Annotated in this window: 14 protein-coding genes; 1 reads left to right on the top strand and 13 read right to left on the bottom strand. The window is 46.9% G+C overall.

The annotated features are described in order from the left end of the window. The 10 genes from PAHA3_RS08435 to PAHA3_RS08390 all read right to left on the bottom strand — a co-directional run bounded on the left by PAHA3_RS08435 (position 1) and on the right by PAHA3_RS08390 (position 14,720). Entirely contained in the window at positions 1-2,280 is a 2,280-nt protein-coding gene (locus PAHA3_RS08435; protein WP_235599391.1) for an AraC family transcriptional regulator, read from the bottom strand. A gap of 102 nt (positions 2,281-2,382) precedes the next feature. Next, positions 2,383-4,614 carry a glycoside hydrolase family 88/105 protein gene (locus PAHA3_RS08430; RefSeq protein WP_082762746.1) on the bottom strand — a complete coding sequence of 744 codons (2,232 nt, stop codon included), beginning with the start codon at positions 4,612-4,614 and terminating at the stop codon, positions 2,383-2,385. A 1-nt stretch (position 4,615) separates the two neighbouring features. After that, on the bottom strand, positions 4,616-5,944 hold the full coding sequence (locus tag PAHA3_RS08425) for a Gfo/Idh/MocA family protein (RefSeq protein ID WP_062834329.1): 1,329 nt from the start codon (positions 5,942-5,944) through the stop codon (positions 4,616-4,618). Further along, on the bottom strand, positions 5,941-7,479 hold the full coding sequence (locus PAHA3_RS08420; RefSeq protein ID WP_062834328.1) for an extracellular solute-binding protein: 1,539 nt from the start codon (positions 7,477-7,479) through the stop codon (positions 5,941-5,943). The genes PAHA3_RS08425 and PAHA3_RS08420 overlap by 4 nt, the downstream gene beginning before the upstream one ends. Positions 7,480-7,502: 23 nt before the next feature. After that, a complete protein-coding gene (locus PAHA3_RS08415) occupies positions 7,503-8,372 on the bottom strand; it encodes a carbohydrate ABC transporter permease (RefSeq protein WP_062836022.1) in 870 nt (289 codons plus the stop codon). A 2-nt stretch (positions 8,373-8,374) separates the two neighbouring features. Then, a complete protein-coding gene (locus PAHA3_RS08410; RefSeq protein WP_062834327.1) occupies positions 8,375-9,334 on the bottom strand; it encodes an ABC transporter permease in 960 nt (319 codons plus the stop codon). Between the two features lie 268 nt (positions 9,335-9,602). Then, positions 9,603-10,298, bottom strand: a complete 696-nt coding sequence (locus PAHA3_RS08405) for a hypothetical protein (protein WP_062834326.1) — start codon at positions 10,296-10,298, stop codon at positions 9,603-9,605. A 146-nt stretch (positions 10,299-10,444) separates the two neighbouring features. Further along, positions 10,445-11,353, bottom strand: a complete 909-nt coding sequence (murB, locus tag PAHA3_RS08400) for a UDP-N-acetylmuramate dehydrogenase (protein WP_371327931.1) — start codon at positions 11,351-11,353, stop codon at positions 10,445-10,447. Between the two features lie 115 nt (positions 11,354-11,468). Continuing rightward, on the bottom strand, positions 11,469-13,499 hold the full coding sequence (locus PAHA3_RS08395) for a methyl-accepting chemotaxis protein (protein WP_062834324.1): 2,031 nt from the start codon (positions 13,497-13,499) through the stop codon (positions 11,469-11,471). Between the two features lie 231 nt (positions 13,500-13,730). After that, complete coding sequence (locus tag PAHA3_RS08390; protein ID WP_062834323.1) at positions 13,731-14,720, bottom strand: SDR family NAD(P)-dependent oxidoreductase; 990 nt, start codon at positions 14,718-14,720, stop codon at positions 13,731-13,733. 188 nt (positions 14,721-14,908) lie between these two features. Here PAHA3_RS08390 and PAHA3_RS08385 point away from each other — a divergent pair, with 188 nt between their 5' ends. Then, positions 14,909-15,583, top strand: a complete 675-nt coding sequence (locus tag PAHA3_RS08385; RefSeq protein WP_062834322.1) for a class I SAM-dependent methyltransferase — start codon at positions 14,909-14,911, stop codon at positions 15,581-15,583. Between the two features lie 90 nt (positions 15,584-15,673). Here PAHA3_RS08385 and PAHA3_RS08380 read toward each other — a convergent pair whose 3' ends face one another. The 3 genes from PAHA3_RS08380 to PAHA3_RS08370 all read right to left on the bottom strand — a co-directional run bounded on the left by PAHA3_RS08380 (position 15,674) and on the right by PAHA3_RS08370 (position 20,733). Beyond that, entirely contained in the window at positions 15,674-17,077 is a 1,404-nt protein-coding gene (locus PAHA3_RS08380) for an outer membrane protein assembly factor BamB family protein (protein WP_062834321.1), read from the bottom strand. Between the two features lie 195 nt (positions 17,078-17,272). Beyond that, the gene (locus tag PAHA3_RS08375; RefSeq protein ID WP_062834320.1) at positions 17,273-19,324 is read right to left on the bottom strand and encodes a serine hydrolase domain-containing protein; all 2,052 of its coding nucleotides are present in this window, start codon (positions 19,322-19,324) and stop codon (positions 17,273-17,275) included. Between the two features lie 110 nt (positions 19,325-19,434). Then, positions 19,435-20,733 (bottom strand): GHKL domain-containing protein, encoded by a 1,299-nt coding sequence (locus tag PAHA3_RS08370; RefSeq protein WP_062834319.1) that lies wholly within the window; start codon positions 20,731-20,733, stop codon positions 19,435-19,437. Position 20,734 lies beyond the last annotated feature (1 nt).

Raw genomic sequence — 20,734 nt, 5'->3', positions numbered from 1 at the left:
TCAAGACTCACCTAGCACACCCCTACGGCTTCGCATTATCTCTCTGTACTTACCCGGTGTAATTTCCTTGTATTTTCGATACACACGAATAAAGCTGTTCTCATGCTGATAACCCACCATCGTTGCGATCTCGGATATTCTGTAATCCGTATCCAGCAATAGTTCACAGGCACGTTCCATGCGGAGCTTAGTGAAATATCCGTGGATGGTATCCCCCATTTCCTGCTTGAACAACTGGCTTGCCAGACTGCTTCCGATCCCGGCATGCTCGGCAATCTCCTGAATGCTTACCGGATCTTCCAGGTGGTTGTTCATAAATGTAATCATCTGTTGACACAGTATGAAATCCTTGCTGAGCATAAGGCTACCGAACCAATCAGCCAAACTTTCGATCTGACTTCGCAGCACTTCACAGACAGCCTCAAGATGCATGGTCCGCATATCCACCATTTCGAGTCTGCAACCTTCTGTCTCGCGCTTCAGGCGAATACGTTCAAGTGTAGCTGCAACAGCTTCAAGAAAGGCCAGAGCAGATGAAGGATGCCATTGCTCATGCGCCATTCGACCGATTATTTTGTCAAAAGCTTTCAGGGCTTCTTCGCCTCTGCCTGCTTCGACGATCTCCGTCAGTTGAGTCATGAATGCATGTTCTTCCGATGTGTTCTCCGGCGGTTGCAGACCTGATATCTCTTCATACGAAATAACTCGCTCATTCCCCCGGTACAATCTGTAATCTAACGCACTCTCCGCTTCATGCATGGCTCGCTGAAGGTGTACGAACCCGTCGTGACCCCCGCTAACGCCGCTCGACACCTGGAACTTGAGCAAGCGGGGAATCATGCCAATCGTCTCTCGTATTGCTGTCGCTACGCACATTCCCCCGCCAGAATCAAGCGGTTGCAACATCACGAGCATCCGGTCTCTGCCCAGATCGGCAGATAACACTCGCCACTGTCCAGACAACAGTTCAGCTATGATATTACCAATTGCAAATTTCAGCAGGGAGTGATCTGACTTCGTAAAACGCTCACACCAGGCTTTATAATTATCAATCGACAACATGGCAATAGAGAGTGGCTCATCGCTCCAATCCTTGAAATAACGGCACCATTTCTCGCTAATTTCCCGATTTCCCGTCATATGTCCATTATAAATATCCGTCAGAAATTTGGATGACGCTTCCGGAAGGGTCTGCCTGAGATTGATGGCCTGCTGAGCATGATCTGTTAACAGCTGACCCGTTATTTTCTCCAAATCGATCTCTGCTGGATGAATTTTCTCCTGGTCGTACCCACTGAGTAGTTGCCTCATGCGTCTTACCGGTCTAAAAGCAGCTGCATTGTAAAATATGATTGTAGCCGCTCCTGCTACAAGGGCCAACAAAGATACGATGAAAACAATATTACGGATTTTCTGCGCATTAGCCAGCAGACTATCTTGTGATATTACGGACAGATAACGCCATCCGGTGTACGGTGAAATCACCTGTGAAGCCAATAAAAGCTTACCCTCATGCTTAAACTCGCCAAGCTTTTCACCATCCAGTTGGGTGAGCACATGACTAACGGCATCCTCTCCGACAGCATAGTTGCCAAGATCATATAAAGGCTGGTTGTTCGTGTCGAGGATGAACCGATGGCTGTCAAGGTTGGAGACGGATGAGAGCAGCATATGCTCGAACATCTTCTCTGTCTTGAAATTGATTGCGATAACCCCTTTTAAGTCGCCAGCAATCATTATTTTTCGGTAAAGTGTAATTTGCGGCATGGATGCACCAGAAGAAGTGGAAATCTCACGTTGCTTGACCAGCATGGGACGCTCTTCAAGTTCATCGGCAACACCAACCCAACCCGAATCCGGGAAATTAACCTTGCTGGAGCTGTAGCCTTGTGGAAACGCAACGATGCTCTCCCGATTCATATCATAAATGTAAGCGCTCTTAATAAAGGACGTACTACTGATTAAGGTTTCCAGAAATTGTACCAGTTCCGTAATATTGCGGTATGATCCCTGTACTTCATTGGTGAGAAATCGGTATACATTACTGTTCAGTGCAATTTTCACCGCAATCTGGTCACTTTCGCGGATCACTTCATCAATATCATTCATGCTGATACGCAGCATCTGGTGTTGCGGCTCACTTAATTCCTGCTGTAACACCGATTTGGAAGAATAATACGTCGTCATCCCCACCGCAATAATAATCATGAAGACAACGACGGTCAGAATCAGCAGCAGCCGGGTCTGGGTATTGGTGACATTGAATTTTAGCCACTTCAAGAAGGAAAGGGTCACAATTATCCCACCTCATATGCAATATACCGATATTATACCGTTCCCATATGCCCAATACGACCCGGTCCAACAGCCTATTTTCTCCCTCTAAAAAGATGATTTCTCCAATTTCTCCGGTGTTCCGACCCTTTCCGCAGCAAAAACTGGCTTGTTTGTCTGCCATTCTTGCATGGAAATCGTTTCAAGCCCAGCAAGAAGTACAATGCCGATCCCATGGGTATCATTCAGATTCCAACCCAGTTCATGTTTGTAATAGTGATTCGTGAAGGAGTAGCTGGAGCCACGACATACGCCGTATACATTGCCTCTTTTATCAATTGAACGCTCCGATAGCCCTTTCCACCCTTGATATGCTGCTTGTGCATAGGGTTTCGGATCTAAAAGCCAGCCTTTTCGAACCCCTCGGGCATACGCATAGATAAACATGGAGGTACAGGAGGTTTCCTCATACGACTCCGGGTCTGATAATACCTGATGCCACAGTCCGTTTCTGCCCTGCAATGCCAAGTACCCTTCACACAATTCCCTGTAGAACTGAATGAGAACTGTATAGGATGGATGCTCTTGAGGAAGGGCAGTCAGCAGCTCCGATATGGAGAACAGCACCCAGCCGTTGCCTCGCCCCCAAGGGGTGCGTGTTGGCTCACCTCGCTCCACATCGAATACATGGGACATGATTTGACGCTCTGGAATATACAGATACTTTTTATACAAAAGAACCTGTCTTGCCGCTTCATCCAGCAGCTTATTCTCACCCGACCATTCGGCGTATCTACATAGGAACGGGATGCTCATATACAGATCATCACACCACATCGTGTTATCCATTGATCTGGAGACACCAATCTTGCGGTATAACGTGCCATCTTCCAGACGAGCCTGTTCATTCAAAATATAGTCGGCGATATGAGCTGCCGTCTCTGAAACGCCGTCCAACTTGCGTTCCTGATCGGCAAGCAGCATGGTGGCTCCGAAAGATCCACAGTCATCCAGGCTGTCGATCTGGGAGAGCTGATTATTCAGCCCAGCTGCACCATAACGCTCCCTGTCCCATAAGGAGTAGCTGAAACGTGAAGAGGCAAATTCAATGTGACTCAGCACGTAATCTCGAATATTCGATCGTTGACCCGCTTTGCCAAGCTGAAGCAATCCGTATAACGTGACACCAAGGGGATAGTTCCATCGGCCGAACCATTCATTTTCCAGAAATAGACGTACCTCTCCGTCTGGCACCTCTGTTCGCCAGTATACGTCTTCACCTGTTCCGCTACGAACAGTTCGCTTCATCTTCTGGCAGGAAGCCAGATCAATCTCCTGTTCCGCTTGAAAAGGACCCAGGAACAGCCACTTGCCTCTATACCCTTTTACATCCAGTGCAGGCGTCAGCAACTCTTGTGTAGTCTGGTCCATACGGAATCCCCAATCCCGGTCGCCACATGTACACTTTACAGTCAGATCTTGCAGCGCAGCAGACAATGGCAGTTCGAAGCGAAAGCATCCGGCCTGCTCTTGATGGAATACCACCTTGCCCTCCACCGAGAATTCAATCGGGCTGTAAGCCTCACCAGAGATTAGCACAGTCTCAATGCCGCATTTCGTACCACTTATCTTCGTCCATGCATATGCAGACATGCCACTGGTCAATCCGTACATCCGTGCCAACTGTCCATGAGACGATGCCTTCTCGGGGTCTTCCTCCCGAGGCAACCAGTTAACGCCAGTGTCCTTCTCTCGCATGGGGCCAGAAGGAATTTCCGACAACGGGGCATCCAACGGCTCTGTGTAGAGCCAGCCTTCTTCCCCATCTCGTTCGAACGTCGGCACAATGAAGTGAAGTGGTTTGTTCTTCCGGGAGCCAGTGCCAAACTGGCCACCTCCCCCTTTTTCCGCTAATTTGAATTCAAGAACGAAATGATTCCAGCCTCTGACCAGTCCACATTTCAGTTTCAGAACAGGTATCTCAGGATATTCTTCCTCCGGAGCAGAACCATAGATCAACACGCCATTATGATATAGCCGAGCAGGTCCGAAGCAGGTGATATGAAAAACAAATTCCTGATCACTGTCACTCCACAGTTTGGCCCATGCATAGACCTGTTGTCCTCTCTGCATGTTGGGGAATAGCTCCACCAGCGGGAAGACGTAGCGGTGATCGTCGCACTTGCGCACAAGTCCTGGTCGACTCACTCTGTAGACCGGGGGATGCGGAGGATTGGCTCCAATATATCTTCCCGCAATGCTCATCAGGGCGTGCATAACGTCTTCTCCACCGTGATAAGCCATGCTCTCCTCCGGTTCAAAATACACAGGTCTGCTCATGTCACTTCTCCCTCCCTTTGTGCGTGGGCACGCTGCTGTTCCAACCACCCAGCACTTCGTCTATGGAAATAGGCCGATGCTCTTCCACAGATCGCCACACTGCTTCTCCAGCGGCAACGGAATAAGCCCCATCTTCAGCGCCAGACAGAATTCGGTAAGGGCGTCTCTTATCTTCGCCGAGGAAAATATCCTCCAGCAGCAGTGGATCTCCTCCTCCATGCCCGCCTTCACGATGAACAACATGAATCGTCTCTTTTGAACCAAAGAGCGGAAAGTAATCGATTGTCTGGACGGGTGTGGGAAAAGGCGTCCGGGCGGGCATATGATACTCCAGTGTTTCAAGACGCCCCTTCGTACCATTTACCGCCAGACGGTAACCCTCGTAAGGAAGAGAGAAATTGACCGAATAACTCATCAGCGCACCCCCGCTATATTTCACGGTTGCGGCGTACGTATCTTCAATCTTAATAGTGGAATCGAAGATACACTGGTCGGGGCGGTATGAAGTGTACGGAAACTCCTTCTGACTTACTGTACTGAGTTGGTTCAGGTGGTCATCCGGCACCCGAATCTGACGACTGCGGGACGTCCAACGGGAATAATAGGCGCAATCTTCTGAGACATTGCATGTACGGCAATGTCTTCCGTCCTCCTGTGCCGGATTCCATTCGCCTTCAGCCCCATAATAGTTCAGTGCCCCATAGGCAAAAACTTCAACTGGCTTTTGATTGATCCACCACTGGACCAGATCAAAGTGATGGGTACTTTTATGGACAGACAGACCGCCTGAGAATGCCCGTTCACGGTTCCACCGTTTAAAATAACTGGAGCCGTGATGGGTATCGATATACCAGTTAAGGTCGATGGAAGTGATGCGACCGAGTCTCCCCTCCTGAATCAATTCCTTGATGCGCATGTGGATCGGCATATACCGATAATTGAACGTTACGGTAACGTTGCCCTTACTCCTTGCTTCTGCTTCCAGAATGCGTCTGGCATCAGCGCCTGTAGTCGTCATCGGCTTTTCGGTGATAACATCGAGATCCCGCTCCAACGCGGCGACAATATAGTGGGCATGAGTATCGTCCCTGCCAGCCACGATGATACAGTCAGGCCGAGTCTCATCGACCATGACCCCGAAATCCGAAGCGCCATATACCGCTACTTCTGTGTGCTCAGGAAAACGGACGCGATAGACTTCAAACCGTGCAGGATCAGTATCCAACAGCGCGACAACCTCTGAATTATGGTTAAACAGCTCATGAATTGGTTTTGCAAATTGTCCCAATGCTCTGCCGCTAACTCCACATAGAGCATATCTTTTTTTCATTTTCTCACCTTCTCATACCATTCCTGTACACGCTGGGTGACCACTTCTCCCCCGGAAGCATTCCATTTCTTCACATATTCATCATAAGCCTCGATCGGCAGCTCGCCGATGACAATCTTGGTCAATACCTCTTGAAACAACTTGTGAGACTGGATATCAGGAAAACCTTCATACACAGAGGCTGGCAGACCGTCACCTGCAATTTGCCGTGCATCGGCAGTGCTGACTTCGAACATGTCTTTGACCATTTGCTGCTGATCTTCCGGATATGTCTCTTCAATCCGCTTGTTCATGTCTTCTGCTGTGGTCAGATTCTTCATACCCAAGGCAAGCGGTTTGTTGTCAGCAGGTGGAAGAATGACTTTGCGTCCATCCTGGACTTCATGCTGCTCACCTTCGAGACCGAAGCGACCGAACTCATCATTTTCAGGATTATAGAAGAAATCCAGCAGCTTCAGCGCATTTGGCGCATTATCCTGTTTGGTGGCTGGGATCATCCATTCCGGTTCACCCATACTCTTCTGGGTGACAAAAGCTTCAAACCCTTCGGCTTTGGGCAACGGCATTGCTGCAATGTAGGCATCTGGAGCCTGGGTCAGCATCGCATTGTACCGATCTCGCACATTTGCAGGCAAATGATACCAGCTGCCTACGAGGTTATTATTGATTTTGGCCTGCCACACTTCCCCTTTGTTCAAGAAGGTTTCATTGTCCAGCAGTTTTTCCACATATAACATGCGAATGAACTTGATTGCTTCCCTCATATTGTCGGTAGTCCCTGCGTACTGGATTTTCCCATCGTATTCATCCCATTCGGGATATCCTTCCCACATCGCCACACCATACATCGCGAACAGATGGTCCATCCATCTGCCGAATTCCCTGCCGCTTGTTGGCAGTTCATCCGGTTTGCCGTTGCCATTCGGGTCCTTGTCACGGAAAGCTGTGAGCAGCTCCACATATTCATCAGTGGTCTTTGGCATCTCCAAGCCCACCTTATCCACCCAATCCTGACGTATTAACGGTGCACGTTCAGGCACAAGGAATACCTTGGGCACATAATAGATTTTGCCATCAGGGGAAGCAGAGCGTACGATATCCCAAGCTTCCTGTGGAATACTTTCCCACACATGCGGTGCATATTCAGGTAGCAGTTCATCCAGTGGCAACGCGCCTCCCTGCTGAATCAGCGTCTGCTCAATGCCTCCAATCGGGCGCAGGATATCGGGCAGTTCATCCGAGGCAATCATCAGGTTCAAGTATTCGGATGGCTCCGAACCCGGAGGCGTTGTAATGAGTTCATACTGGACTCCTGTCTGTTCAGCGATGTATTTCACATGTGGATTATCCGCAGTTGGCAAGCTGCCGACACCCATATGGCTTTTGAATACTTTGACTTTTACAGCTCCACCACTGCCTTCGCCGTTACCACCGTCATTTCCGGAATTAGTAGTAGCCGAGCCACATCCTGCGGCCAACAGCATGGCTAGACTGAGCATCAGCGGCATCATCTTGCGGGTCAGTTGTTTTCTCATGGAATCATCCCCCTGAACATGGTTTATTCTTTCAGTGATCCAAGCAAGGAACCTTTCACAAAATACTTCTGTAAATAAGGATACACCAAAATTATGGGAACGCTTGCAAAAAGTATCGTCGCTGCCTTTAACGTCGTTGTATTGAAGTTGTAATCACCTAGGAACATGTTCACCTGAGCCAGTTCTTCCGGGCTAGTTAGATATGCTCGCAGCTTCATCTGCAAAGGCCAGAGTCCTGGATCACGAAGGAACAATACTGCCCGCTGGAACGTATTCCAGTATCCTACCGCATAGAACAGACTGACCGTAGCAAGAACCGGCTTAGATAGCGGCAGATAGATCTGGAACAAAATTCGGAAGTCATGACAACCGTCGATTCTTGCTGTGTCATCAAGCTCCTTGGGCAAGCTCATGAAAAAGGTACGCAGAATAACCATATTAAATGTACCAATTACACCAGGAATGATCAGAGACCAGATGGAATTCATCATGCCCAGCTCCCTCACGGTCAGGAAGAACGGGATCATCGGTGCATTGAAAATCATCGTAATCACGATGCCCAGCATGACTTGTTTGCGAATCATGAACTCTTTGCGCGACAACGGAAAAGCGGTCAGCACCGAAAACAACATACTAAGCGCAGTACCCACTACCGTAATGAATACGGTTACACCGAATGATTGCCATAAACCCGAGCTTTGCAGAATGTGTTTCCATGAAGCGAAGGTAAAACCGACAGGCCACAGAAATACTTCTTTGGAGTCTGCTGCAACCGGCGAACTTAGGGAAACGGCAAGCAGATGCAGCAATGGAAGGAGCATCGTAAAGGCTGCAAGCGTCAGGAAAATGTAATTGGCGGTTTGGAACAGCTTTTCTCCAATCGTCTGCTTGATCATTACCACAACCCCTCTCCTGATTTTCTCGCAAGCCGATTGAAGACCCAGAGCAGAATAAAGCCGATCACTGACTGGAATAGACCAATGGCTGTTGTTACGCTATATTGCCCTTGCAGTACACCAGAGCGGTATACATACGTTTCAATGATATCCCCTACCGAGTAGGTCATCGGTGTCAGCAGGTTATAGATCTGATCAAAGCCAAGTTCCAGAAAATTGCCGATATTCAGCAGGAACAGCGTCAGGATCGTTGGGAATAACGCAGGTAGTGTAATGTATATTGTCTGTTTCCAACGATTTGCTCCATCCATCACTGCCGCTTCATATTGCGTAGGGTCAATGCCACTTACCGCAGCAAGATAGATGATTGTTCCCCAACCCACCTCTTTCCAGATAGAGGACAGGACGACGATAGGTCGAAAATATTGCTCCTGCTGCATATACAGGATCGGCTCGAACCCGAACCATCCACGGACAGCGTTTACAAAACCACCCGAGGCTAGCACCTCAAACACGATCCCCCCGACAACAACCCAGGAGAGAAAATGAGGCAGATAGAACAGGCTTTGCAAAAAGCGTTTGGCAAGCATTTTTCTCACTTCGTTGAACAATAGCGCCAGCAGGATGGGAGCAGGAAATCCGATCACCAGTTTGTATAAGGCAATCAGAGCTGTATTTCGAAGCACATGATAGAAATCCTGATACGTAAAAATAAACTTGAAGTTATCCAGGCCTACCCATGGGCTGCTCCATATACCTTTCATAATCTGAAAGTTCTGAAATGCGATCACGCTTCCGCCCAGTGGGATGTACTTGAAAATAATATAGAACAAAATACCGGGCAGGATCATGACATACAGCATCCAGTGTTTTCGAATGTTACGCAGATAACTTGGTTTGACGGGTTTGTTGACTATAACCCCGGGTTGCAACGTTGATGTTTCCGACAGCTCAGCCATACGATCGCGGGCCCCCTTTGACAAAATGATGGTGAATGACGAGCAGGCTCCTCTGTTCACATGTTAAGGGAGAGCGGGGTCAGCAACAATCGTTCAATCAGCCATAGCATGAGCCAATCGCTTGCGCGACGCGGGTTTGCAGGATCGGTTCATTCGTTGGCGGAATGGTTGGTACTACTTTGGCAACAAAAAAAGGCCGCCAAAGGCGACCTCTGAAACGATTATGGTGTTGTTTACTTTTGACTTAATGTCTTTGATAGTCCCTATCTCATTTCCTCAGAGTTAACGATCCGCTGTCATTGGCATCTTTAATTTGTTTATTGGTAATTAGCTTCCCTTCTTCATTAAATCCCTTAATCACATACGGGATAGCCGCTGACGGAGGAAGGAAAACATACCAGATTAGATGTCCATGACTCACCTCAACCAGTTTCGCATCGGTTGCGATTATTGTTTCATTTTCCTGTGTCTCCACGGATATACGTTTAATGGAAGAGTCTTGAATATTACCAAATAACATCGGAAACGGAGTGGAGACTTGGTCCAGTGTCGGAATACTCATATAATCTAAAGCAAACTCGCCTTCTGTAGCCTCGCTGACGGAATACCCTCCACCCCATACCCATTTCCATCCGAAAATGTTCTTGCGAACATACTCCATCTGAAGATTACTGCTATTTTCCCGACTCTTTTTGTGCGTAAACAAAATCATGCCCCCATCCACAGCTTCCTGATGAATGAAATCGGGGTTGTAAAATTCGCCTCTAAATTCCTGAACTGCCCCCTCAGGACTGTTCGCTATAGGTATACGTATAGGTTCATTCAATCCCCAAACTTTGGAGATCCGTCGATCAGCTAACCCGCCAGCTCGTTCATTCATATACATATACGTAAAGACTGACAAGAGCGACAGTAAAATCACCATTGCCGCGATTAGTACAATTCTTATGTTACGTTTGGACACCTCAATATACACTCCTTATGATAACGATGAAATATTAAACAAAATCATTCTAATATTACCATAATTAGCATACAGGCACTTGATTTCGTGCAATCCCCACAATCAAAAAAGGCCGCCATAGGCGACCTCTCAAGTCATTTATCAAGTTATTCTCCCAGAAAAATTACTTCGGTTTCCAATTCAACATGGAACGTATCATATACTTTCTTTTGAATAAATTGGATCAGATCCATATAATCCTGGGCAGTAGCGTGATCCACATTTACAATAAAACCTGCGTGCTTCATGGAGATTTCAGCCCCTCCAATGCGAGTGCCCTGCAAGTTGCAATCCTGAATCAGTTTTCCGGCAAAATGTCCTTCGGGTCGTTTAAATACACTTCCACAAGAAGGGTACTCCAGCGGCTGCTTGGATTCTCTCAGGAACGTTAATTCCTTCATTTTACCTGCAATATCTTCCTTGTTTCCTTTTTTGAGCCCGAATTCGGCCTCCAGTATGATATAGTGATCCATCTTGAAGAGACTATTTCGATAACCAAACTTCATCTCTTCTCGCGGGATCTCCAACACTGTGCCGTCTTTGGTGATCACAGTTGCACGTTCAACTACATCAGCGATCTGACCGCCATAAGCACCGGCATTCATGTATAGTGCGCCCCCGGTGCTGCCGGGAATGCCACAAGCAAACTCCAAACCGGTCAAGCTATGCTCCAAAGCAAGTCTGGATACATCAATGATATCAACGCCGCTTTGCGCAATCATGCTGTCCTCATTCACTTTAATTTGATCGAAGTGGCTAAGAGAAATCGTTACTCCCCGGATGCCGCCATCTTTAATGATGACGTTCGACCCTTTGCCAATAACCGTCAGAGGCAATTGATGTATGTTGGCAATCTCTACGATTTTTGTGATTTCGTCTATCGTTGTTGGATGGATGAGAATATCTGCGTTACCACCAATTTTAATAAACGTGTGATTTTTTAACGGTTCATTGAATTTCACTTTTTCCAAAGGTATCTGATGTTCAAAAATATTCATGATTTTCTCTCCCTGAATTCATAAAGAAATGATTGCACCATCGCCAAAATGAGATGCTCCTTCTTTATTATATGCTAAATAGGAGATTTTGTTTGAGATTATGTTGTTTTCATTATAATTAATCGCATTCTCTTTAGATTTTGAACCTTTCCGTGAGTTCCTGAAGGCGTGATGCCATGCGAGCCAGATAAGATGAAGATGAACTGATCTCTTGCATTGAAGCAAGCTGTTGTTCAGTTGCCGCAGATACGGTCTGTGCTCCTTCCGCCGTTTCCCGGGAAACATGAGAAATGTCCTCGATTTTCGCCACGACATGGGAGGTTTCTTGAACGATATCATCGGCCATAGTGGACACTTCGCTGGCCTTGCTGTTCACCGTATCCACGGACAAGGTGATTTCTTCAAAGAGCTGGCCCGCCGTATTCATGACGTTCATCCCTTTGGAAACCTCACCAATCGCCTCAATCATGGATTGATCCGCATGCTGGATTCCTTCATTGATGCTGCCAATTAGTGTAGTCACTTGCTTCGCTGAATTAGCTGCCTGCTCCGCGAGTGCACCTACTTCTCTGGCTACAACGGCAAAACCTTTACCGTGCTCACCTGCCCGTGCAGCCTCAATGGACGCATTCAAAGCCAGTAAATTGGTCTGACGGGAGATATCGGAGATCACCTTGATGATTTGCCCGATCTCCAACGAAGTCTGAACCAGATGGTTAATGCCATCCGACACACGGCCTACGGAATGGTGGATGGTTCCCATTTGTGTTACAGCGCCATTGATGGCCTGTCCGCCTTCCTTGGATTTCTCTGCAACCTGTTCTGTAGCTATAGCTGTTGCTGAGGCGTTATTGGCGATGCGACCAATTTGCTCCGCCACATGATGAATGGTACGCAGGCTTTCTTCAACCAGCGCGACCTGTCTGTCGGCGCCTTCCGCCATCTGTTCAATCGTCTCAGCGATATGTCCAGTTGCCGTAGCACTTTGTCCCGCATTAGCGGATAACTGTTCCGAAGCGGCGACCAGTTGATTAGACGAATTCTTCACTTCGGATACAATGGAATTCAGGGAACCGACCATCAGGTTGAAGGCATCACCCAACTGACCCAGTTCGTCATTCGAATGGATAGATGCACTTCGGCTCAAATCTCCCCGACTGACTTCCCCGGATACATCATTCAATGTTTTGAGCGGTTTGGTGATCGAACACACGATCAAGATGGTCATCCCTATACCTAACAGGGCAAATACGGAGACAACTATCAAAGTATTGTTCCAGATGGGTTTGGCTGCTTCTACGATCTCAATCGGCGAGCGATCCCCTGCGATTTTCCAACCCGTAAGCTGATTGGTAATATAGACGAGTTGGCGTGTCTCTCCTTCAGGAGAGCTTTGCTCAATTTGCCCGGAGTCGCCCTCAAACATCGTTGTCTCAGGTCCTCCCTCACCTTGAGAGCTGTCTTGTTCTGCATTGGAAGCAGCGTTGACCGGTGTTGCACTAGCGGTTTCCGCTTCCTCACCCTGTGGACCTTCAGTCCCCCAAGGTGGAGTTACGATCATAGAGCCATTCGCGCCAAAAATGACGACAAAGCCGTTATCTCCAATTTTGATCTGACCTACAGTCTCTTGAAGAGTGCTTAAATCCAGGGTTACGGCGACGACTGACTTGCTGTCACTGGACGCTTTCGCTATGGTCACTACCGTGTTACCCGACTGTTCCGAAGTGAACGGCTCTGTCAGAACAACCTGTCCTGGAGCGGCAATCGCCTTCGTATAGTATTCGCTCTCCAGAGGTTTATCGTTGTCTGGCTGGATCTGACTGGAAGAAGCGTACACATGTTGTCCGTCGCTGTTAACGAAGATCGCCGATTCGACCTCCAAATGGTTATTGGTATAGGCTTTTAATGCGGTTTCCGGATTCGTTGATGTAATGGATTCGGATAAGAGTCCCACATCTGATTGTTTAGCTTGTATGTATTGGTTGACCATGCTGCTAACGAGCGATATGTCCGTGTCGGCCATGTTGGCGAGCTGTGTATCTACTTGCTGTTTGGCGGTCAGATAGGCGAATCCTCCGATAACCAGACTGGGAAGTAACAATACGATTAAAAATGAGGCTACCAGACGGTTCCTGACTGTACCAAGTTTTTTCTTGATTTTCATAGGCGTTTCTCCTTATGTATGATGTATCGTAGCTTATCCTCTATTAAGCATGAAGTAGATGAGGATACGATTAGTTTTAACTTAAAGATAAATGAAAATTTTCATGGGTTTAAATGGATGTTTTCAGAAATAAATAAAAAACGCCTTGCGGAACCAGCATTTGGGCTGGATCAACACCGCAAGACGTTTCTCATGCAATATCGTTATCTCGTGCACAAGTTAATTACATGTTCAGGAGAGTTCTATGTCCGTATGAGTCAGCTTAGCCGATAGCTCCCATAAACGAATAGCTTGCTCGGGATCAATCGCATACTCTTTGACTCCGTAGAAGCCTCCATCCGCTGGAGCCAATTCACTGATGTCACAATCCTCGCAGTAGACACCGCCTTTTCCCTCAAGCTGAGGAGAGGTTGCTGCCCAGACCTGCGTCGCTGCCCCCTGCTCAGGTGTTTTGAACGCAGGATTAGCCACTTCTCCAGATTCATCAATCCAACCTAGCGCAATCATTTCCTCTTTTGGCATATGACGTTGCATTGGTGTCATAATTCCGCCTGGATGAACGGAGAAAGCTCGTACCCCTTGCTCAGCACCGCGTCTGTCCAACTCAACGCTGAATAAAATCGTTGCTGTTTTGGACTGTCCATAGGCAGGGAATTTCTCATAACCATGTTCAAATTGAATATCATCCCAACGAATCGGCGAGAAATGATGTCCAGCTGATGCCAAGGAAACAACTCGTGCTCCACCCTGACTTGCCAGTGCTGGCCATAACAGATTAGTCAGGGCAAAGTGGCCCAGATGATTAGTTGCAAATTGAGCTTCCCAACCAGGACCTACCCGCGTCTCCGGACAAGCCATGATGCCGGCGTTAAGAATCAGCATGTCGATGCTCCGATTACTCGCCAAAAAATGATCAGCAAAAGCGTGCACGCTGGATAAATCAGCGAGGTCCAATTCATCTATTTCAACACCTTCCAGACCAGCAAGTGCTTCTTTCGCGACCGCTGGACGACGCGCAGTCACCACAACATGGGCTCCCGCATTCACAAGCGCGCGTGTCGTCTCCAACCCAAGGCCGGAATAACCACCCGTTACAATGGCAAGTTGTCCGGATAAATCCAGATCTCTCAATACATCCTGCGCTGTGCTGTTATGGTTGAAGCCAGAGCCGATTTTATGTTGTAAAGTTTTAAAATTATTCTCCTGTGTCAATCTGTTCATCTCCTTTGGAATAGTTCTTCTTTTGCAAAGTCTACACCTTAGAGTGTACTCTAAGTCAAATGGGTTATTACCCATGGTAGAAACTCGGAACCCATAGGTCCAACCTATGAACTTATCCATAATCGATATTTCCCTTGATCCCTTCCCGTTTGTAAACTATGGAGAAAACGTCAAGGAGTGATGAGCATATGCAATTCTCAGTAAAGCAGCTGTTTGATAAGGTAGCCCAAGATTATGATGTGCAGCGTAAGCAGCTTATCCCTTGTTTTGATGATTTTTATGGAATGGCCCTGGATCTAATGGTAAGCCCGCTTGATTCTCCACGTATTCTTGATCTGGGTGCAGGAACGGGACTGCTCTCCGGATTGGTCCTGCAAAAGTATCCCAACGCGCGATTAACGCTAATCGATATTAGTGATCAAATGCTCGAAGGAGCACGTCGAAGATTTGCTGATGCTAACCAAATACAGTATGTCGTCGGGGATTACTCCAACTACGATTTTACCAGTTCCTACGATATGATTATTTCCTCCCTGTCTATTCACCATCTCACACACGCTGACAAGAAAAAGGTATTTGAAACTGTGCACCAGCTGTTAGAACCAGGTGGACGCTTCATCAACGCAGACCAGGTTCAGGGAAGAACCCCCGATACGGATAGCTATTACCGCCATTGCTGGCTAGAAGCGATTCATCGAAGTGGTCTGTCAGAGGAAGCCATCTCGGCTTCGATCGAAAGACGAAAGGTCGATATCAATGCCACGCTCGAGGATCAATTGGAGTGGTTAGAGGACGTAGGGTTTCGTGTAGCGGATTGTATGTACAAATACTTGGACTTTGCGGTGTTTTACGCGCAAAAATAAGAAAGACCGGATTATGAGCAACCGTGCTCGTAATCCGGTCTTTTCAAATGATTTTCGTTCAACGGCAGATGCAGCTAAAACTAAAATCATTTATTTCAGCGATGCTGGCAGCTTAACGCCGAGTAGTTTGCCTTCGGCTTGAACAATGATCATCCCGTTTGTCTTCAACGTTGAGTTGTGTATATCTCCACCGGTGGAGACGCGGAAGACCGGCTGACCCGACAACATATTGAGGACAAGCAGAGTGCCGTTACGTTGCGCTCGATACATCCCTTTGCCGTAAACATCAATCTGAGAAACGGGAGCATCACCATGCCACTGGACCTCTTGACCATTAGCCAGCTTGATGCCTGTGAGCTCTCCCGTGTTTCCGTTTTTGAAGATCAACCTTTCCTGTGTAACGCCAAGCCATACCATATTTTCGCCGTAAGGACGGTGAAAAGTTCGAAGTGGCGCCGTTCCCGACTTGGTCAAATTCAACGGATACTCCGCTATCGTATTCCCTTGTAGAATGTATAGTTTATCTTTATCGGAAAATATCCCTCCATACCCATTCACATACGGTGGATCCCCCGGCATGGTCCACTTATACTCCTGACTCCCTTTTAACACACCGGTCTTCAGATTGTACGCATTGACTTTCCATTTGCGTTCTGGTGAAGACTCGTCATTTCCCAACATTGAAGAATAGTAGTCCGCTGAGTACACAAGACCGTCTTTGATCTGAATAGCTTCCCCCTGACCAAAATGACCCCATAGCTTCTTGCCCGTTTTCTTGTCATATGCATTAAGCTGTGTGGATGTAAGTGCACCTTGGACAAAAAAGGTTCTCAGCACCACACCATTAGATTCTCCCAGATACTCAGTACCATGACCTTCACCTAATGGTTCATCTGCCTCCCAGCGCAGTTTCCCTGACTGGATATCCAGTGCGAACGTTGTACTCCCCTTAATTACGTAGAGGGTATCCACCGTTGGAATCAGAGCTTCCGTACGGTTATACGTATCAATCCAGGTGGATGTGCCTGACTGCCATTTTGCCTTGCCTGTCTTTGCATTCAAGGCATATGGCTTGTGATCAATGGTCAGTCCGTAGAGAACGCCGTTTTGATAGGTAATATAAGGCGTCAGTTCTTTGCCGTAAGTCCACAACCGCTTACCTGTTGTCGCATCGAGTGCAATCAGCTTCGATCCAGCAAACGTGAATACTTTCCCCTCTTCTGCGATCGCATTAACTCCAACATACGTCTCGTTCATATTCAAATAGTTATCTACCTTTGCAGTCCAAGAAGGTTTCAGTTCAGGCACTGTGATTCGTTGATACGAATACCAGTTACGGATGGATACATCCGATGTTTCAGCATGTGCCTGAGATGGCAACACGCCGAGAACGCCCTGAACCATTAGCATTCCGGCAGTAATGCCTGCAATGATGGGTCTTCCTGCTCTTCTTTTCCAACGCTTATTCATTTGACGTTTACGTATATTGATCATGGATAGCGATTCCTCCTATTGAAAATTGGCCTGATATATAACTACATAAACATAACGTGTGATTAGGCCAAATAGTTACCAGATTGTTAAATTATTCAAAGAGAATATCAAAAAAGCCGCCACTAGGCGACTTCTTGATAACTGTATTTTTTCGGTGAAAAGTTACAAACGTGACTTTGTACTAACGTCCCTGTTTTACTTTAATTGGATCTGGAAGACATCCCCCGCATCACCACCAAAAACGATAAAACCACTTTTCGGGAGCTTCGTCGAATCCTGATCGGTTGCTACAGAGAAGTGAACCATCTCGCCTTTCTCATCATACACCGCATAACCTCCGCTCTCCGGAGAATCCACTGTGATGGATTTGTTCGCCGAACGGGCATCGATTGCATACCACCGGGCCTGACCGTTAGCTGGAATGGTCGTCAGCCCCTTTTTCCCACCAAAGATTGGAGTAATCGCATCCTCGGCAATGTATTCCTGCCCATCCTGAATCAAAATCTCTGCGGCATTCTTTGTATAGAATTGCAGATCGAATGCGTCTCTTCCGTTCATTACAGGAATCTCGGCAACATTCTCTGCGTAGTTCGCATCCATGATTTGCGTGCCATTAGCGTAGCCATTTTCGGTATCAACGGATAGATTCTTGATCAGCATCGATGGAAGCAGATAGAAGATCGACGTTATTTTTTCATCCAATGCGTAATATTTTGAGCTGTTACGTGCTGTCCATTTCTCTTTCGTTGCTGCGTCCAGCGTGTTATGCTCCAACTTTTGATAATCATACGTGTTCATCACCGTTTGGCCTAAACCGGGCAACGTTATTGTCGCCTGAACTTTAACATACACCTTGTCATTACGTTCTTTCACAAAGCTGGCTTTCACACTGCCATCCATGCTCGTAAAATGTTCGTCGCCTGTGTACACATAGTTCTGCTCCGGAACGATTCCTCCCAGCAAGGCAGGCAGTTGCATCTCATCATTCTTGATCGCTATATCCAGTGTTGCACCTACCGTACCATATAGGCCTGAGTACGAATTCAAATCCGTCGGCATCTTCACTTTGACAGGTGGTGAGAATGTCTGATCAGGCTGAACATCGTTGATGATGCCCTGATCCTCCAGAACGTCCAGCAGCACTTTGCTGGCAAACATCTGATTGTAGACGGAAGATCCGCCAGATGATAGGACCGCCATTGAAATATCATGTTCCGGTATGGTGATTAACACGGCATGGTACAACATGGTATCTCCGCCCTTGGCAAGCGCGGTAATCCCATAATCGCTGAAAGGTGCAAGGTCAACCGAATCCCACCCCAAACCATAATTGATCGTATTTTGCTCATCAGATACCCATATGCCCTTACGATATTCATGAGATTGCATAGCCTTCACAGCAGATTCGGACAGAATATCCGGTCTGTTCCCCATTAAAACCTCTCCGAATTGGCTCAATTCCTCTGCGGTAGAGTACACTCCGCCTGTACCAATAATGTTTGCATTTTCGGTAGGCATCGTCATCTCAAGTGTAGGCCAATAGGTTTCGGATAACTGCGCTCTGTCAAAGGAATCTAGTGGTGTCTTCGTTGATTCCAACTTCAACGGCTCACTGATGTACTTGGCGATATATTCGCTGTAGCTTAACCCACTCACCCGTTCAACCAGGATTTCAAGCAATTGAAAACCGTCATTGGCGTAGACGGAGTATTCGCCAGGTTTGGATTTCAGTTTTTCGGACTGAAGTTTGAGCAATAACTCATCATGATTGCGGGTGTCATTATCGTCAAACAACATGCTGTTTCCATAATGTGTACCGTATAGACCGGATGAATGATTCATCAGCATGCGCGGTGTGATTTGAGTATAGCGCGCATCTGCCATTTTAAAGTCCTTGATATATGAAGTAAGCGACTCATCCAGATCTATTTTGCCAGAATCGACCAGCTTCATGGCGGCTGCCGTAACAACCATTTTGCTAACCGAGCCTATGCCATACATGCTATCCTTGTCTATTGGCTTCTGTGATGCCTTATCGTGCAGTCCTACACTATCTGATAAAATGTATTCTCCTTCATCCATGATCGCATATTGCACACTGGTGACACCGTAGTTTTGCACCATCGCCTTGGCGATCTGCTCCGCCCGTGCCTCAATCGTACCGCTGTTATTCGCCTCTGCGCTGACATCTGCCAGCGGTGTAATGACAAGCACCGCTGTACATAAAAGACTAATTAATTTCTTCATCCCATGTCCTCCCTCAAATGTTCTTATGAATGAATTCATCATAACCGGGAAGATATAGATCGAACGCAAAAGAACCCTGAATGGAAAAAAACAATCCCTGAACGGCAGGTTCAGGGATTGTCGGTGTGGAACGGAAGCACGACCATGTTGTTAAACTTCCGATGCTGATGCTCAATACTCATATGTCCACCATATTTCTCGCACATTCTCGATATATTGGTTAGACCGATCCCATGGTACTCGGGATTGGGCTTTTCACTTTTCAAGTCGACTATCGGTTGCCCAACATGATTCATAATCTGGATAACGAGTGCAGATGATGTGGAGTGAATGGCAATGAGAATATATCGATCCTCCGCCTGTCTGACCTTCTTGGAAGCTTCAATTGCGTTATCGAGCATGTTACCGAGCACCACACACAGATCGTATCGATCAATCTGGACATGCTGCGAGTGGAGCTGGATTTTGGTGTCGATTTTGATCCCGTTTGCCTGCCCCATAGCCAGGGTATTCGTAACGAGAGCATCAATGACCAGATTGCCGGAGTTCACCCGCTGGAACGCACCTTCAATGGTATTTAATGTAGACTTGATATGGTCACCTGCCGCCGCAAGTTCATTACGTTGGATACATTCATCGATATACAGAAACTGCTGGTTAATATCATGGATGATGGATTTAATGCTTTTGTAACTGTGAACGGTCTTCTCATAGTTGGCATCCTGATAGTCCATCTGACGCTGTAACTGGGCATTTTCATGCGCAAGCTGTACCTTTTCCACCATATTATCGAATACATAAACAATGAACACGTTGAGAAATAGAGAGCCTAGTACAGAAAAGACGTAGAATATGTTTTTTTCACTATATATCGAGGCCACATTGATCTGATAGATCGTAATAATGGGTACGATGAGAAACAGCAAATAATAACGATAATGCACGGCAAAGCTCCTGCGTTTGGCCACTAAACGTACAATTTGAATAACAATGAACATGATACTGCAACCAACCAGCATCACTTTGGATAGAATCCAGTGGTTTTCTCCGTTGAACTGTTCCCATGAGATGAATTCTGTGGATTCCAAAACTCCGAGAATATATACAGCTATCGTATTCGCCATCGTAATCAGAACCGCATACAGGATGGTAAAAACAAGTTTGATTTTGAACTCCACTTCATAGGATTGCGCCAGACTGAAGATTAATAGCAGGGCAACAGCAGTAGAAACGATGTCAGAGAAGGAAGAAACCAAATAAAAATAACAAAGCAGGATAAAAACGATAAAATAAATAGCTCTATGCGACTTCCGCCTGGACTTGCCCAACACAGAATCAAAATAAAAATTTGCCTGAAATGCCATAAGTAAGGTCACAAAAATGATGGAAAAGATCATGTAGGTATCCATA

Source organism: Paenibacillus amylolyticus (genome assembly GCF_001570725.1).
GTDB lineage: Bacteria > Bacillota > Bacilli > Paenibacillales > Paenibacillaceae > Paenibacillus > Paenibacillus amylolyticus_A.
The sequence above is the reverse complement of the archived record's forward strand: the minus strand, read 5'-3'. Positions and strand labels throughout refer to the sequence as shown.

Excerpts from the sequence above, each read along its gene's own strand:
- PAHA3_RS08380 (WP_062834321.1), bottom strand. The coding sequence starts at position 17,077 with ATGATCAATATACGTAAACGTCAAATGAATAAGCGTTGGAAAAGAAGA.
- PAHA3_RS08385 (WP_062834322.1), top strand. The coding sequence starts at position 14,909 with ATGCAATTCTCAGTAAAGCAGCTGTTTGATAAGGTAGCCCAAGATTAT.
- PAHA3_RS08430 (WP_082762746.1), bottom strand. The coding sequence starts at position 4,614 with ATGAGCAGACCTGTGTATTTTGAACCGGAGGAGAGCATGGCTTATCAC.
- PAHA3_RS08410 (WP_062834327.1), bottom strand. The coding sequence starts at position 9,334 with ATGGCTGAGCTGTCGGAAACATCAACGTTGCAACCCGGGGTTATAGTC.
- PAHA3_RS08375 (WP_062834320.1), bottom strand. The coding sequence starts at position 19,324 with ATGAAGAAATTAATTAGTCTTTTATGTACAGCGGTGCTTGTCATTACA.
- PAHA3_RS08390 (WP_062834323.1), bottom strand. The coding sequence starts at position 14,720 with ATGAACAGATTGACACAGGAGAATAATTTTAAAACTTTACAACATAAA.
- PAHA3_RS08420 (WP_062834328.1), bottom strand. The coding sequence starts at position 7,479 with ATGAGAAAACAACTGACCCGCAAGATGATGCCGCTGATGCTCAGTCTA.
- PAHA3_RS08395 (WP_062834324.1), bottom strand. The coding sequence starts at position 13,499 with ATGAAAATCAAGAAAAAACTTGGTACAGTCAGGAACCGTCTGGTAGCC.
- PAHA3_RS08370 (WP_062834319.1), bottom strand. The coding sequence starts at position 20,733 with ATGGATACCTACATGATCTTTTCCATCATTTTTGTGACCTTACTTATG.
- PAHA3_RS08425 (WP_062834329.1), bottom strand. The coding sequence starts at position 5,944 with ATGAAAAAAAGATATGCTCTATGTGGAGTTAGCGGCAGAGCATTGGGA.